Origin of the sequence: Bacillus thuringiensis, from assembly GCF_022095615.2 — a bacterium.
Taxonomy (GTDB): domain Bacteria; phylum Bacillota; class Bacilli; order Bacillales; family Bacillaceae_G; genus Bacillus_A; species Bacillus_A cereus_AG.
This window is the reverse complement of sequence record NZ_CP155559.1, coordinates 1873025-1889348: the sequence shown is the minus strand read 5'-3', so window position 1 is coordinate 1889348 and position 16324 is coordinate 1873025. Positions and strand designations below refer to the sequence as shown.

The following is a 16324-nucleotide window of genomic DNA, read 5'->3' as shown; positions in this document are numbered from 1 at the left end:
TGAAAACTAATTTATTTTAATGCAGATCGTAATTGGTCACTTACTTTTTCAACAGAGCTTTGCCAATCTTTCACCTTTTTATCACCAGAAATAACACTGTCAATCGTTCTAAATAATGTATCTGACATACTTACACCTTCAACGGCTTTCGTTGCAGCAAAGCCACCTATTCCCACTTTCACTCCATTATCATAGATACTATAGAATGATTTATTTTCACCTGTCAGTTTATTAGAAAGGCCTTTTATAGGCTGAATCGCACTCGATTCAGCAAAAATTTCAGCTGCCTTATCCGAGTAAACAAACGTCATGAAATCTTTAGCAAGTTGTTTATTTTTAGCTGCCGAAGGAATCCACATTTGTTCAAAGAAAGTAAATGCATAACGGTCGCTATTAGCATCAATTGTTGGTAAAGGCATCATGCCCCATTCAAACCCTTTAGATCGAGGAGCTTCTTTCATTTCACCAACTACCCATGTACCATTTGGCATAAACAAAGCTTTGTTATCGAGAACCAATTGTTGATTTTTCTTGTAGTCTTTATCATTTGCATTCGCAACAGTAGTTGGTTCTGTATATTTTCCCAATTTTCCGATAATTTCAAACGATTTCGTTGCTTCAGAACTTTCCCAAACACCATCTGTATATTTCATAGCTTTATTAAACAACTCAGGTCCACCCACCCCTAGTAATAAAGAGTAGAAAAATGTATCAAAGTAGCCTGTTGTAGGATAAGTAAATAATGAAATCCCTTCTGCTTTCGCTTTATCTCCCAAAGCCCACATCTCATCCCAAGTCTTCGGCACTTCCCAACCTTTTTCTTTTAATAAGCTAGCATTATAGAATAATCCAGTTGGACTATAGAACATCGGTGCCATATAAATTTTACCGTCATTATAAGGATTAGTCGCAGGTGTACCAGTAAGCCCTGGTACTAACTTATCTTTGACTTTAACATCTTCACCATAAACATTTTTATCAAAAACATCAGTAATGTCTTCTAATGCTTTATCTTTAATTAAAGTTTCTGTTAGTGCCTGTTTTCTCCCAGTTGCCAACAACACAACATCCGGATACTTTCCTGCTTTCATATTTGAGCCTATGACATCCTCAAGATTTTTGTCCACTGTCAATTTAACATCAACTTTTGGATTAGCAGCTTCATATGCGTCAATTACTTTGCTCCACATCTCTTTACCATAAGCCGATTCAAGTGTTGCTACATGAAGGGTTTGTTTTTCACTGGAGCCTTTTCCACCCTTAGAGTCATCAACTTTTGTAGTATTACCTTGGCAAGCTATTAAACTAAGAGATAACAAAGCCGTCATTCCAGACAACAAAAACTTTTTTTTCATATCTATCTTACCCCCATCTCCTAATCTTCCTTTCATAATGAAAGCATACAAAATAGATAACGCTTTCACAATAAACATCTTGTTCTGTTTTTTAGATATCTTGCTTTTTGCTGAATATCCCACTAAAATCTTTATAAAATAGATAAAAAGTCTACGAAGGAGGGATTCATTTGTCCAATGAAGTATATGAGATTCCACAATTTCAACGAAACCATCTTTCAGTAAAACTTCTTTATATAACAAAATCAAAATACGATAAAGATTGGCATAGCACCATTCATGCGCATCACTTTACAGAGCTATTATATATTACCAAGGGCAAAGGAACTTTTATCTTTTACAAAGAAGAGATTCCCGTCCAAGAGCACAATTTGATTATCATCAATCCAAATATCGAGCACACAGAAAAGTCTGATACGAATCATCCACTCGAATACATCGCACTTGGTATTCAAGGTCTGTCCTTTTCATCCATAGAAAATCCTAGTCCAGTCACCATTCATAACTATAAACAGGATCAAAAAAACTTCCTCTTCTATCTTCAGCAATTGGTCGAGGAAGTAGAAAACCATCAGGAAGATTATGATTTAATTATACAAAATATTCTGGAAATATTACTACTTAAAATGATGAGAAAAAAATCTTTTAATGTAGAGAAAACATCTACTCAAAAAATCAATAAAGATATTGAATTTATTAAAAACTATATTAAGCAGCATTTTCACGAAAATATTAGCCTGGATACATTAGCTCGAATTAGTCATATAAACAAATATTACCTATCCCATTCTTTCAGGAAATTCGTCGGCGTTTCGCCTATTGAATACTTAATTCAAACTCGTATTAGAGAAAGTAAAATATTATTAGAAACTACCAATTATTCGATTTCTAATATTTCAACTATTACCGGGTTTTCTTCCCAATCATTCTTTGCACAATCATTTAAACGAGAAACGAATCTATCTCCTTCACAATACAGAAGCGCTATAAATTCTAGCAAAAATATACCAGATTCTAGTGCGAAAATTTAGGGAGAATTACAATGAATCTATACTTATTTAAAATATTGTTACTATTATTTTAGAAAGGGTAGTGTTCCTATGATTCAACAATTAAAAACATATTATGGTAAGGATATCAAAATCAATGAAGTTGTTCTATCTGAGGATTATAGCTGGTTTGTAGTTGAAGGAAACAAAGTTGGGATTCGAAAAACTCGATTACATCAAAAGGAACATCAATTGCTTTCATTCATCTTAACGCCCATTCATACTGATACATTTTATGAAACAAAGAAAGAAAAATCGTGGTATGAAGTATTATATAAAAATAAGAACATCCCTATAGTATTTGTCCGTTTTTTACACTTCTTCACAACGCATCCTATAGTAGAAAGAGAAGAATTTCAATACGCTTTACAGTCTATGTTTCCTGTCACCACTACAACAATATGGGAAACTTCGCAAACCGGCGTGCTCGTCTTAGAAGAAAATGTACCAGAATCTGTATTGCAAGCAGCCCTTGACACACTAGAAACAGATTTTTTTATATCCCTATCCTTTTTTATGGGTAGACACTATACGCAAACAAATGACATTGCTCAACTATATCAATGGGAGCGAAATTTATTTTCTCTGCTTTCTCCCTATTTATCCCAAAAAATTACATACATTGAACAACTACTTCCTTATCAATTAATGATCTCATTACCGAAAGAAGTAAAAGAAAAATACACGAATCAATTATTAGCACACCTTTCTAATAACAAAGAACTAATAGATAGTGTTAAAGTATTCTTCCAATGTAATTTAAATGTATCACTTGCAGCTAAACAATTATATTTACATCGTAATACTTTACAATATCGAATTGATAAATTTATTGAAAAGACAGGAATTAATATAAAAACTTTTGAAGGTGCAGTAGCAGTTTATATGGCGTTTCTTTCTTTAGATATCTCGTGAAACTCTCATGAAAGACGTTACAATATTCATTTTTTCATACCATCATCGTTTTATAGTCTCTCTTGCGTGACTCGGACACTCTTTTAACATATTTTTTTATGAAAAAGTAATACTTTCATCCCATATCTATAGATGAACTTAAGTCCTACAGATGCTTTCTCGTATCTTAAATCTGTAAACTTGCATAAAAGCCTCCCATTCTTTTGTGCACAGTGCCAATTTACTTACGCTTCTAATGATCTTATAATTCAATCAATTAATCAATAAGGAGTGAATATGTATGGCCGAACTTGTATTAGATCATATTTTTAAAGTGTATGATAATAAAACCACTGCTGTTTCTGACTTTCATTTACATATTGAAGATAAAGAGTTTATCGTATTTGTCGGTCCTTCTGGATGCGGAAAATCAACAACTCTACGCATGATCGCAGGTCTAGAAGACATTTCCGATGGTTCGTTTTATATTGATGGAGAGCGTATGAATAATGTCGCTCCAAAAGATCGCAACATTGCGATGGTATTTCAAAATTACGCACTATACCCGCATATGACTGTTTATGACAATATCGCGTTTGGCTTAAAACTACGCAAACTTCCAAAAGATGAAATTAATCGCCGAGTAACGGAGGCAGCGAAAATCTTAGGGCTTGAAGATTACTTACAACGAAAACCAAAAGCATTATCAGGTGGACAACGCCAACGGGTTGCACTAGGAAGAGCTATCGTCCGTGACGCAAAAGTATTTTTAATGGACGAGCCTCTATCGAATTTAGACGCAAAATTACGCGTCAGTATGCGTTCAGAAATCTCCAAACTGCATCGTCGTTTAAATACGACCACTATTTATGTAACACATGATCAAACAGAAGCCATGACAATGGCATCACGCCTTGTTGTTATGAAAGATGGGCTCATCCAGCAAGTTGGTACTCCAAAAGAAGTATATGATACTCCTGAAAACATATTTGTTGGTGGATTCATTGGTTCTCCAGCTATGAATTTCTTTACCGGGACATTACAAGAGAACTATTTCTATATAGAAAATATTCGCTTCAAAGTACCAGATGGCCAACTAAAAACATTAAAGCAAAAAGGATATAATGGACAAAAAATCATACTTGGCATTCGTCCTGAAGACATTCATGATGAACCAATCGTTCTTCAATCTTCACCTGAATCCACAGTCGAAATTACAGTAGAAGTTGCTGAATTATTAGGTGCTGAAACGATGATTCATGGAAAACTTTCGAATCAAAACTTTGTTGCGCGAATTAATGCTCGTTCCGAGATTAAAGCTAACGATGCACTTCCATTAGCTTTTAGTTTAACGAAAGCACACTTTTTCGATATCGCCACCGAACAACGTATTCGTAATAATTAATGGATGAATTTTCTCTAATTTTGAACAAACTGGCCCAGTAAAACAAACTCTTCTTTTTAATTATATGCATAGCTTCTACTTCAGAAAAAACAGATATATCTGTGTCCAACAATTCGTGAAAAAGAATGAAATACTAGATTCCCAAGTACATGTGACAGAACCATACGAAAAAACATCTCATATTCATATGAGATGTTTTTTCGTATTTACTATTCTTTTAATAAATCTATTAATCCATTCCCTTCAGATGTACGTTCATACCCTAAAGGTACAGTTCTTTTAATAAGTTGTGCATATATTTCTGGCTCTGATAACTTTCTACCATATTCCCTCTCACACTGCTGAATGAGTAATGCGAGCGCTCCAGCAACATGCGGTGTCGCCATAGAAGTTCCACTTAATACCGCATATTTCCCTTCAGGATACGTAGATAATATTTCATCGCCTGGCGCCACTAAATCAATTTCTTGATTCGAATTACTAAAACATGCGATTTTCCGTTCTAAATTGACAGCACCGACTTCAATTACTTCTGCGTACGCACCTGGGAAATCTAGTTCCTCCGTGTTATCATTACAATCTCCATTATTCCCAGCAGCACATACGACAAGAACATCTTGCTTTACCGCGTTTTGAATTGCTTCATGTAATTCCGGAACGTCTTGCGGGCCACCAAGTGACATTGAAATGACTCTAACTCTTTCTTTATTAGGCCCTCTCCAATTTACAGCATAATGAATCGCCTCAATAATTTGCTCATAACTTCCAGAACCATCTCCCGCTAAAACCTTTAATACTAACATTTTAGCAAGTGGTGCGACTCCTAAAACACCGACACCATTTTCAGTCGCTGCAATTGTCCCCGCTACATGAGTACCGTGTCCGTTATTATCAAGATAAATATTTGGATCCCCTTCGTAATCTTTCGTGAAATTTCTTCCGCCGATAATGCGATCCTTTAAATCTATATGATTCACATCACAGCCTGTATCTAATACGGCAACAACAATATCTTTTCCTTTCGCACTCTTCTCCCATACTTGTGGAGCATGAATGAGTTGTACACCTGGTGGAATTTCATTTACTTGTTCAACCACCTTATCTACTGTAAAAGGAATCAATTGTATACCTTTTTGTTTATTCGCTGTACTACTATTCATCGTAATCCCTCCTGAAAATATATTATTTTCATTTCAGACCACTTTTGAAAAGGTTTAAATGTAACATTCGTTTTATTCGTTTCGTTTTCCTTCCTTAAAAATATTTCTCAATATATCTTACTAATTTTATACTACTCTTTTTATGTATCTCGTAATTTTTATTCACCAAAAATTCAATTGGTACAACCAATAACCAAAATAAAAGGACCAATTTAATGGTCCTTTCATAGTTTTTAAAGAATGATATGAAATTTTAAAAATAAAATAAAATAAATTAAGACTAAGCCTCACTCTTATTTAAAAACTTCTCTATTTCTTTTATTAAATGTTTCGCTCCATCTATACTAACAGTAATGTTTCCATTTGCTAATGATATGTTTTGATCTGAAACATCACCTGTTATTTGACAAGCATTGTAAGGTTGATATTTTTGTAAAATGATTTTTTCTTCTTCTACGAAAATTTCAAGTGGTGATTTAATTTGTATTCCTAATACTTCTCGTAACTCTTTAGGAATAACAATTCGTCCTAATTCGTCTACTTTTCGAATAATTCCTGTTGCTTTCATATTACTCCCCCCTTACTTATTAATATTTTTTCCACCTCGCTCTTTCCATTTTATCACTTTTTGGTAATACTTGTCTCTTTTTAGAAAATTTTGTACTCAAGTTAAAATAAAACAATTAACGCATACGTAATCTCTCTTTCAATTGTTTTAAATAACGAGATCGTATCAGTAAGAAATATACAACTTGAATTCCTAAGAAAATACTTAATACAATTGCATTTTCTTTAAATAGTGAGTACTCAAACATCTGTCCCAGTGCAGTTAACGCTACTGCTCCATGTAACGTTGCAACACCTATTGGAACGAAGAATAACAGTGCCAATCTGATTGTAACCACTTTCGATAATTCCCCACTCGTTAAGCCGACTTTTCGAATCATCTCAAACAAACGAGTATCATCCTCCAAATCTGAAAACAAGCGGAAGTAAAGGAAGCTTCCTGCACATACGAAAAATACTATACCAATAAAGAAACCTACAAATAAAATTGGTCCTGCGATTTGTAAACTTTGGTTTTGTTCGTACTCTTCTGCACGAAACGTTGCATGTTCTTCATAAGGCTTCATCTGATTAGTAAGTTCTTTACCAACCTCAATTTCATCTTTCGTTCCTTCCGTTTTGTATACATAATCTTTTTCCTCTTTAAATCCATCTTGTAATGCATCATACTGATTTTTAGAGATTACATAAACGTTTCCTCTTAGTATTTTGCTTAATGAAGAAGTATTAACTTTTTTCACTTTTAAAGGTTCATTCATATTTGGTAACGTAATTTCATTTCTTTCTTTCATCGGAGGTCCTGGTATATCGACTGACAAAAATAAAGCGTCTTTATTTGATACCGCATGAAAGGGTTCTCCTGTTAACTTTGCATATCCCTTATAGTCTGATTCTTTTATAAAGGTGGCGCTTCTTAACGACTGCTCCTCTGTTTTCTTCGTCGAAATTTTAGTTTTTGAAGCTGTTATATTATATTTCTTTAATCCTTCGTCAATCATTTGCATATGCTGTGATTCAATATTATTCCCTTGCTTAGATTGGTAGTGAAACGCAATTGGTCTCTCCATAATCTCCTTTGTCATTGATGTAAAGCCAACTAATGTACCTATTGCAGAAAACGCCACAGTTGAAATAATGGTTACAATAAAGAACATTCTGGCGTTGTCTCTCATACGGTAAGCTAAATCTGATAACGTAATAATATTTGTCTGTGTCCAATAGAAACGTTTACTTTTTTTACATAGTCTAATAATAAAGACACTCAACTGCTTGTACAGCAAATACGTACCAATAATGACTACCGTTGTAACAGGAATCATCATGACAAATACCATTGCACCGTGTGACATCAGCGCCCCTGCATATCCCGCACTAAGTAATATGACTGCTAATATAGAAGAAATAATAGACGCTTTCGGTTCTGGCTTCGCTTCTGCTGATCCTCTAAACAATTTCATAATTTTATTTTTTCGAATCATTCCTGCACTAAACAATGAAATGATCATAAATAACACGAAAAACATAATACTTGTTACAACAATGGCTTTCATTGGTATGTAATAAGCTAAGGAAATATCTAATTTTAATATCATCGGAGCTACAAATATTAATATGCCAGAAAAGAACATTCCTGCAAGAATCCCAAAAATAATTGCCCCTATCCCAATCATAATATTTTCAAAGAAGATAAGACGCTTTAATTGATATTTCGTCATACCTAACATCATTAAAATTCCTAATTCACGCTTTCTCGTTTTTAAAAACATTCCCATCGAATATAAAATAAAGAAAAATGTAAATAAGTAAATAATGGACTGTGCAAAAGACATACTTACGAACACGTATTGCCCCAGTTCTCCAGCACTTAATGCCGGATGAAACGCAAAAAATGAATACACAAAAAAGGCCATAATGGCAAATGCACTACTTAAAAAATATGCTGAGTATGTTCGTCTATTTCGTGTTACATTCCGGTATGCGAGTTCTCTAATGTTCATATTACTTCTCCGCCCTTCTACTAACTATGTTTTTATATTAGTAAAATACGGAAATACCTTCCATCGATTCAAATGACAAAAACCTTACATTATTGAAAGGTTTCAAAAAAATTGCTTATATGAAACAGTTTCATTATAATGACTACATTCATATTCATACACGCATCCTATTGTATATTCGTTAGTTTTGCGAAATAATAAAGGATAGAAGTATGTACCAATATACATATAAACTTATTTACCGCTTTAATATGAATAGGAGGAAACATAATGACATTACAAGAACAGATTATGAAAGCATTACATGTTCAGCCTGTAATTGATCCGAAAGCAGAAATCCGTAAACGTGTTGATTTCTTAAAAGATTATGTAAAAAAAACAGGTGCAAAAGGATTTGTACTTGGCATTAGTGGCGGACAAGACTCTACATTAGCTGGACGTTTAGCTCAGCTTGCAGTCGAGGAAATTCGTAATGAAGGTGGTAACGCAACGTTTATCGCCGTGCGCCTTCCTTATAAAGTGCAAAAAGACGAAGATGATGCACAATTAGCATTACAATTTATTCAAGCTGATCAATCTGTTGCATTTGATATCGCTTCAACAGTTGACTCTTTCTCAAACCAATACGAAAACTTATTAGGTGAATCATTAACAGATTTCAATAAAGGTAACGTGAAAGCACGTATCCGAATGGTTACACAATATGCAATTGGTGGACAAAAAGGTCTACTTGTTATCGGAACAGATCACGCGGCAGAAGCTGTAACAGGATTCTTTACAAAATTCGGAGATGGTGGTGCAGACCTATTACCATTAACCGGATTGACGAAACGCCAAGGACGCGCTCTATTACAAGAATTAGGTGCGGACGAGCGACTTTACTTAAAAATGCCAACAGCTGATTTATTAGATGAAAAACCAGGTCAAGCTGATGAAACAGAGTTAGGTATTTCGTATGATCAACTAGATGACTATTTAGAAGGTAAAGCAGTTCCAGCTGACGTTGCAGAAAAAATTGAAAAACGTTACGCAGTGAGCGAGCATAAAAGACAAGTACCAGCGTCTATGTTTGATGATTGGTGGAAATAAATTACATAAAAAAGAAGCTAATCTCATTAGCTTCTTTTTTATGTTAACGATATATTCCTACTCTTTTCTCTAGTAAGTCCTGTAAACAATCCTCATGTTGTTGATTAAACAATGGTGGCATTTTGCTTAACGGGAAAAACTTCAAATCCAACGTTTCATCACCGTCTACTTTTTGCTCTCCTCCGGCAATCGAGCATGAAAAGAATATTAAAATGGACTGGGCTTTGTCTCCATTTGGATACGCTTGAAAATATTTTGTATACACCCCGATAAGTTCATTTATTTCTACATCATAGCCTGTTTCTTCTTTTATTTCTCGAATCGCTGTTTCAGCGGCAGATTCTCCGATTTCCATTGCACCGCCAGGGAATCCCCAAGCATTAAAATCACCTCTTTTTTGCAGTAATACTTCTCCATATTCATTCAACACACAACCACCCGCAAAGTTTATGAGAACACAGTCGTGCCCTACTTTTTCACGTAATTCTTTTATATAATTAGCCATCCTCTTCCCCTTTTCATACATCTTCAATCATTATTTCTTATCTTTTTCAAGCAATTCAATCATTCGGTCTAGCTTCTTATTCATATTAATTACATGTTGTTTTTTTGCAGCGCTGTTTTGCAATAACCTTCTAACAAACAAAGTAAATGATAGGAAAAACAAAACGATAAGTCCGATTACTAAACAAGTATATATCAATGTAAAAATATTACTTTCGAACAAATCCATTCAGATTCCACATCCTTCCTTTTTATATTTTATCACACAATTCTGTTTTTTAAAGCGATACATAAGAAAAAGAGCACCTTTCCAAGATGCTCTTCTTAATTAATAAGTAAATGTAATTGTCGCTAATGAATAATCTGCCATCGCGCTATAAGGTGCTACTTCATAAGATACACGTTTTGCACCTTTTGGCCAATTTATTTCATTTAACACTTTCTTTATATCTTGCATTGTTCCATCCATAGACTGCTTATATCGTACTTCTACCTTTTCTGGCTTAGTAGCAAATTGTTGCTGTAATTTTTTCTTAAATTCACTGTAATTGTCTGCCCCGTATTGTGCAGACAAATATTTTAAATTTGTTTCTTTCAACATTTGTTTGTATGCAGTAGTTTTTGAACTACCCGCTTCTATTTTGTTTGTTAATTCACCATAGTAACTTGTAGTTGCTGCCGGATATTTACTACGATCCCAGTCGTGATCTTTACTTAATTGCTCGTCAGATATATTATAATATGAATATGTTACGCGCCCAGCTTTATCTGGTACTGGATCATCGAATGTCGTATCAAGATGATACCATTTGTTTTCAATGTTTACTATATTCCATGCGTGAGCTTGTCCATTTCCTGTACCTGTTACAATATGGTTTTGGATACCCGCTTCTTTTAGCAATTCATATGTTAATAACGTATATCCTTGGCAAACGGCAGAACGATTCGCTAATGCTTCATATGCTGTATACGCTTTATAAGACGTATCATAAGATACATGTTTTACAACGTAATCATGAATAGCTTTTACTTTCTCATGCTCATCCATTCCAGGTTTTACAATTGAACCGATAATTGCTTTTACCTGAGATTTCACATAATTTGTTTGCTCTTTTGATTCACGGTATTTCACTTCCAATGTAAACGTATAGTTTCCTGGTAACCCTTTAATAGAATATTTAGTAGAGGCTACATTATATTTTACATACTCATCTGCATCTACAATTTTATTAAACTCGCCATACAATTGGTCCATAACATTTCTAGCATTGCTATCTTTTGTTTTATATGTGATTGTAATATTTTCTTCTCGATTATCAACCTGTTTTTTTAATTCTTTTCGGAAATTATTTAACAGCTTTGCATCTGATTGTGTTGTCGCTACAGACGGATTCGTAGCTGCATAAGATACCGTTGACGCATGTAAGCCTCCCATTACTATAGTTGAACAAAGCAGGGTAGCTGTCACATACTTACTTGTCTTTCCCATCTCGTCACTCCTTATATTCTATAACTATACGAAAAAAGTATCGTATAGTTTCAGAGTATACAATACTTTTTCGTATAGGTCATATGAGATTATGCATATTTAACATTGTAAAAAGGTTGTTCTTTTTACAAGAACAACCTTCTTCATTAACAAGTTTGTAATACACAACATGTATTTTCAAAACGTCGATTTTTTAAGTCTTCATTTCCAATACAGAAATAAAGCATTCCTAAATCTCCCCACATCATATTACAATTTTTAGTATCTGAATCAATTTGGAATAAAAGCGTCATTTGCTGCGGGTTTATGTCCATATATTGTGCAGTCTCGTGCAATACCTCATCTTGTACAGAGAATGGCTCTCCAAACATTTGATGATTATCGTAATTGTCTGGGATTAGTTCTTCAAGCAATTGTAAGAATCGATCTGAATCAGCCTCATCTTCAATGAAAAGCTCTGGCAATTTATATGTCAGTTCAAAAGTAGCTGCACACTGGTTATAATTCGTTTCGAATTCATCTGCTCTTTGTAATTGCTCTACAGAAACATCATAATAAAGTACACGTCCCGCTTCAGTTGGTTTCACATCTTCTTCAAAGTAATTTTCAATGCTAAAGAAATATAACATCCCTGTCTTTGGAAGATTGTGATTCATACTAACATTTTGTAAATCATTTAAGTTAAATTGAGCGATAAACTGTAACGGATTTCCTTTGTGCGTTGGGTATTCAAATGCAGCTGATAAATCAGGAACTCCTCCCATTTTCGAACTACCTATCGCAACTGTTTCCTCCTGCTTTGGTACGACTTTTATACAAGGAAATACAGTATTAATAAGTTCCTCTTTTAAATGCGTCAGCCCATATTTATCAATTAATACTTCAATTTGGTTATTCATAAATTCTCCTTATATTTACATATTTATTTGTATCATCGCACAAAAATTATACTCCATTCTTTGTAAAAACAACAAGCCTCCAAAAAAACGGGCTCTTCCTCCATACGCGAACAAGTTTAAAAAAGCATAGTATACATTGTTCCTACAAACACGATAGTTCATTATTTCTTCCAGTACATTTTCCCCTCGTTCATTTCTATTTTTAATTTAAGGAGGAATTCCACATGGGTTACGGATATAGTTGCGGCGGTTACGGTTACGGCGGCAGTTGTGGTGGATGTGGTTATGGAGGTTTCGCTTTATTAATCGTTTTATTTATCCTTCTAATCATCATCGGAGCTAGCTGTTGGGGCGGCTTTGTAGGCTGCTAGTAAATTTTAAAAACTATTGTAAAAAAGCACGTACAATACGTGCTTTTTTGCCATTTTCAAATCTTTTATTCGAAAGGAAGTATGATTGATGAAGATTGATGGTGTTTTTGAAGGAGGCGGTGTACGCGGAATTGCGCATGTAGGGGCAATTTGCGCGTTAGCTGAAAAAGGCTATGAATGGGAGCGTGTAGCTGGAACATCAGCTGGTTCTATTATCGCTGCACTCCTAGCAGCAGGATATTCTTGTTCAGAGTTAAAAACAATTATAACTGATATTGATTATAATAAATTTACGAAGAAAACCTTTATTGACAGAATCCCGTTTATCGGCAAAGGATTAAGTGCATGGACTACTCTTGGTATTTACTCTAATATTTTTATAGAAGAATGGATTGAAGAATTACTTCGAAAAAAAGGAGTACACTTATTTACAGATTTACCTGATTTAAATAAGCTTAAAATTATCGCTTCTGATATAAGTAATGGTAAAATGGTTGTCTTCCCCGATGATTTGCCGAACTACGGATTTTTAAATTATCGCTTCTCTATTGCTAAAGCTGTAAGAATGAGTACTACAATCCCCTTCTTCTTTGAACCTGTAAAATGGAGAACCCCTAAATGGAAGCAACCTTGTTATATGGTTGATGGAGGGATTTTAAGTAATTATCCTATTTGGATTTTCGACTCACCTACCTCTCCTCGCTGGCCGACTTTTGGGTTTCATTTCGTAAAAGATGAGATTCAAGCTGATCCTGCCCACTATAACGAGCCTATCTCCATGTTTAAAGGACTATTTAAAACAATGATGCAAGCCCATGATTTACGTCATTTAGACAAGGAATCAAAAGCAAGGACAATTACAATTCCAACAGGGTCCATTACTAGTACAAACTTTGAGTTAACAAAGGAAGAAAAAGAGTGGCTTTACAATTCTGGTTATAACGCCGCAAATAAATTTTTACAATCTTGGAACTTCAGACAATATATTGATGCATATAGAAATGGAAATCAGGACCGAACAACAAATCGGTATTTCCGTCAACTTGACTCATAATACTATTATTTTTCATACGAGAACACGTAACGCTTTCAAAAAAAATAAGCCTAGTAATATCATATATTACTAGGCTTATTTACTTCCTGCTGCATCATTATTATTCGTTGCTTAAGGATACGTTAACCCTTCCGCTTCCTCGGCAGTAATAACGGTGTATCGATTTCCTGTTCGTAATCCTAACAATTCTGCTTTTTCAATTGCATCCTGCTTCGTCTCCGCATAAGCAGCTAAATATTTTTCTCCATTGATAATTTGGCAAATTACATATTGTTTCATTACTTTCTCCTCTTACTTTTTCATTAGTTGTGCAAGTTTTTTGATACCTATTTCAATTTCTTCTAACGGTGCGTATGAATAGGATAGACGCAAAAATTGGTTTGCACTTCTATCATACAAAGTACCTGGATTTAATAAAATCTTTTCTTTCAAAGCTTTGTCAAATAAGCTACGGTTCGAAACGGGTACATTCATATGTAACCAAATATAAAAACCACCTGACGGTTCATACCAAGTTGCTATATCACGACAGTATTTCTCTAACATTTGTATCATAAAATCTCTGCGTTTTTTCAACTTAGTTCTTACAAACTGTAAATGTTCATCATACAATCCATCGGCAAACCATTCCGCTGCAATTTGTTGGGATATAGAACTTGAACCATAATCTGTTTGCATTTTTATGTCTGCCAATCTTTGAATGACTGGCTCTGATCCAACAATCCATCCAATTCTTAATCCTGGACTAATGACTTTAGACATACTCCCGATATGTAGTACAATCCCATTTTTATCATATGCTTTTAAAGGCTTTGAAACAGGCCCATCAAACCATAAGTCTTGATACACCGCGTCCTCTATAATAGGCAATCCAATTTCGTTACATATTTCCATCACTTCTGTCCGTTTCTTTGCGTTCATACTAAAGTTCGTCGGATTATGAAAAGACGGAATTGTATATAAAATAGATGCATTAAATTGCTTCTTATATTTTGTAATATATGATGCATGTAAACCGTTCTCATCCATTGGTATACCAATTAAACGCATTCCTGCAGATTGAAAAACATTAAGAGAATATAAATAAGATGGTTTTTCTAATAAGATGGATGCCCCTTTTGGAAGAAGCCCCATAGAAATCAGTTGCAACGCTTGAATTGCTCCTGAAACAATTAATATAGAATCAGGAGTTACATATACACCATGTCCCTTTAAATAGTCCGCAATTTTCTTCCTTAAATAGAAATTTCCTTTCGGTTCTTCATACCCAAGTATCATGCTCGACTTTAAAAGCTTATTCATAATATCTTTCATCTTTTTTTCAGGTAAAAGACTTGGTGCGAGCTCACCTGTTCCTAAACGAATTACATGTGGATAAAATTCAGCTTGATTAATCTCTTGAATAGCAGGCAGATTCGGATAATGAAGTCCTGTTTCTACATAAGACTGCCAATTAGGCGGGGGTGCGTACGTTGAAGCATTCTCATTATTATTTATAACAATTGTCCCTTTCCTGCCATTCCCTTCAATGTATCCCTTTGCCACTAGCTCATCGAAAGCCATTACAATTGTACTCCGGTTTACCCCAAATGTATGTGCCAAATCTCTTTGTGAAGGTAATTTCGTTCCAATAGTCCATTCTCCATTAACGATTCTTTCTTTTACATACGTTTCTATTTGTTTATACAGAGGAGTCGTTAGAGACATATTCGGTTTCCAAACGAATCTTTCCATCATATCACCTTATATTCTTTTTGGTTGGTAACCTCCCCAACCATATGGATGGATACAAATTTTCATTTCTTCTATAAAATATACACTATCATAATGAAATAAAATAGGAGGTAATATGATGAGTGAAGCAATTATTCATGGTATCATTCTTGCATTTGGCCTAATCATTCCATTAGGTGTCCAAAATGTTTTCGTCTTTAACCAAGGTGCAAGCCAACCAAACATTTGGAGGGCAGCCCCTGTAATATTAACTGCCTCTATATGTGATACGTTACTCATATTGATTGCGGTGCAAGGTGTCTCCCTTGTACTCCTTACTTTTTCTTGGCTAACTAACACGTTATATATAATTGGATTTTTCTTTCTCCTATATATGGGCTTTGTTGTTTGGAGAAGTAACCCTTCCAATGATTTAAAACAAAAAAACAGCATGCCATTAAAAAAGCAAATTCTTTTCGCTGCATCGGTTTCGTTATTAAATCCACATGCAATTTTAGATACAATCGGTGTAATTGGAACGAATTCTATTCAATACATAGGAAGTGAAAAATGGGCTTTCACACTTGCAACTATTATCGTTTCTTGGATTTGGTTTATAAGCTTAGCTTTAGCGGGGAAATTTTTAAAAAGACTAGACTCAACTGGAAAGACAATCGTATTATTAAATAAATTTTCGGGTCTCATCATTTGGGGTGTCGCACTTTATATGTTAACACAAGTTATGTATTCTTAATGAACGAAAGAGAATTGCATGATG

General features: G+C 34.4%; 17 protein-coding genes. 7 read left to right on the top strand and 10 right to left on the bottom strand.

Features of this window, described 5'->3' with window-relative positions; all coding sequences use genetic code 11:
• Positions 1 to 11: 11 nt before the first annotated feature.
• Positions 12 to 1355, bottom strand: coding sequence for a carbohydrate ABC transporter substrate-binding protein (locus tag KZZ19_RS09735; protein WP_237981137.1), 1344 nt, complete (start codon positions 1353 to 1355; stop codon positions 12 to 14).
• 170 nt (positions 1356 to 1525) lie between these two features.
• On the opposite strand from KZZ19_RS09735, the gene KZZ19_RS09730 reads away from it, so the two are divergent.
• The 3 genes from KZZ19_RS09730 (at position 1526) to KZZ19_RS09720 (ending at position 4703) form a co-directional block, all read left to right on the top strand.
• Positions 1526 to 2386 (top strand): AraC family transcriptional regulator, encoded by an 861-nt coding sequence (locus tag KZZ19_RS09730; protein WP_088096101.1) that lies wholly within the window; start codon positions 1526 to 1528, stop codon positions 2384 to 2386.
• A gap of 69 nt (positions 2387 to 2455) precedes the next feature.
• Entirely contained in the window at positions 2456 to 3319 is an 864-nt protein-coding gene (locus tag KZZ19_RS09725) for a PucR family transcriptional regulator (RefSeq protein WP_237980925.1), read from the top strand.
• Between the two features lie 280 nt (positions 3320 to 3599).
• Positions 3600 to 4703 (top strand): ABC transporter ATP-binding protein, encoded by a 1104-nt coding sequence (locus KZZ19_RS09720; RefSeq protein ID WP_237980924.1) that lies wholly within the window; start codon positions 3600 to 3602, stop codon positions 4701 to 4703.
• A 209-nt stretch (positions 4704 to 4912) separates the two neighbouring features.
• Here the strand turns inward: KZZ19_RS09720 and KZZ19_RS09715 are convergent, their stop codons facing one another.
• From KZZ19_RS09715 to KZZ19_RS09705, 3 genes are all read right to left on the bottom strand, one after another.
• A complete protein-coding gene (locus KZZ19_RS09715; RefSeq protein WP_237980923.1) occupies positions 4913 to 5863 on the bottom strand; it encodes a serine protease in 951 nt (316 codons plus the stop codon).
• Positions 5864 to 6143: 280 nt separating this feature from the next.
• Positions 6144 to 6431 carry an AbrB/MazE/SpoVT family DNA-binding domain-containing protein gene (locus KZZ19_RS09710; protein WP_000648284.1) on the bottom strand — a complete coding sequence of 96 codons (288 nt, stop codon included), beginning with the start codon at positions 6429 to 6431 and terminating at the stop codon, positions 6144 to 6146.
• Between the two features lie 115 nt (positions 6432 to 6546).
• Complete coding sequence (locus KZZ19_RS09705; protein WP_237980922.1) at positions 6547 to 8427, bottom strand: ABC transporter permease; 1881 nt, start codon at positions 8425 to 8427, stop codon at positions 6547 to 6549.
• Between the two features lie 270 nt (positions 8428 to 8697).
• Here KZZ19_RS09705 and nadE point away from each other — a divergent pair, with 270 nt between their 5' ends.
• A complete protein-coding gene (gene nadE / locus KZZ19_RS09700; RefSeq protein ID WP_088096096.1) occupies positions 8698 to 9516 on the top strand; it encodes an ammonia-dependent NAD(+) synthetase in 819 nt (272 codons plus the stop codon).
• 43 nt (positions 9517 to 9559) lie between these two features.
• On the opposite strand, the gene KZZ19_RS09695 is transcribed toward nadE, so the two are convergent.
• The 4 genes from KZZ19_RS09695 to KZZ19_RS09680 all read right to left on the bottom strand — a co-directional run bounded on the left by KZZ19_RS09695 (position 9560) and on the right by KZZ19_RS09680 (position 12408).
• Positions 9560 to 10021 carry an NUDIX hydrolase gene (locus tag KZZ19_RS09695; protein WP_088096095.1) on the bottom strand — a complete coding sequence of 154 codons (462 nt, stop codon included), beginning with the start codon at positions 10019 to 10021 and terminating at the stop codon, positions 9560 to 9562.
• A gap of 30 nt (positions 10022 to 10051) precedes the next feature.
• Positions 10052 to 10249, bottom strand: a complete 198-nt coding sequence (locus KZZ19_RS09690) for a DUF4083 domain-containing protein (RefSeq protein ID WP_087980271.1) — start codon at positions 10247 to 10249, stop codon at positions 10052 to 10054.
• A gap of 99 nt (positions 10250 to 10348) precedes the next feature.
• Positions 10349 to 11509 (bottom strand): transglutaminase domain-containing protein, encoded by a 1161-nt coding sequence (locus KZZ19_RS09685; RefSeq protein ID WP_237980921.1) that lies wholly within the window; start codon positions 11507 to 11509, stop codon positions 10349 to 10351.
• A gap of 146 nt (positions 11510 to 11655) precedes the next feature.
• The gene (locus tag KZZ19_RS09680) at positions 11656 to 12408 is read right to left on the bottom strand and encodes a YwqG family protein (RefSeq protein ID WP_237980920.1); all 753 of its coding nucleotides are present in this window, start codon (positions 12406 to 12408) and stop codon (positions 11656 to 11658) included.
• A 224-nt stretch (positions 12409 to 12632) separates the two neighbouring features.
• Between KZZ19_RS09680 and KZZ19_RS09675 the strand changes: the two genes are divergently transcribed.
• Positions 12633 to 12779: a YjcZ family sporulation protein gene (locus KZZ19_RS09675; protein WP_000540425.1), complete on the top strand. Its 147-nt coding sequence runs from the start codon at positions 12633 to 12635 to the stop codon at positions 12777 to 12779.
• A gap of 88 nt (positions 12780 to 12867) precedes the next feature.
• Positions 12868 to 13833: a patatin-like phospholipase family protein gene (locus tag KZZ19_RS09670; RefSeq protein ID WP_237980919.1), complete on the top strand. Its 966-nt coding sequence runs from the start codon at positions 12868 to 12870 to the stop codon at positions 13831 to 13833.
• 111 nt (positions 13834 to 13944) lie between these two features.
• Here KZZ19_RS09670 and KZZ19_RS09665 read toward each other — a convergent pair whose 3' ends face one another.
• The gene (locus KZZ19_RS09665; protein ID WP_016088270.1) at positions 13945 to 14112 is read right to left on the bottom strand and encodes a DUF3933 family protein; all 168 of its coding nucleotides are present in this window, start codon (positions 14110 to 14112) and stop codon (positions 13945 to 13947) included.
• 12 nt (positions 14113 to 14124) lie between these two features.
• On the bottom strand, positions 14125 to 15567 hold the full coding sequence (locus tag KZZ19_RS09660) for a PLP-dependent aminotransferase family protein (RefSeq protein WP_237980918.1): 1443 nt from the start codon (positions 15565 to 15567) through the stop codon (positions 14125 to 14127).
• A gap of 118 nt (positions 15568 to 15685) precedes the next feature.
• On the opposite strand from KZZ19_RS09660, the gene KZZ19_RS09655 reads away from it, so the two are divergent.
• Complete coding sequence (locus KZZ19_RS09655; RefSeq protein ID WP_237980917.1) at positions 15686 to 16300, top strand: LysE/ArgO family amino acid transporter; 615 nt, start codon at positions 15686 to 15688, stop codon at positions 16298 to 16300.
• The last annotated feature ends 24 nt before the right edge of the window (positions 16301 to 16324 follow it).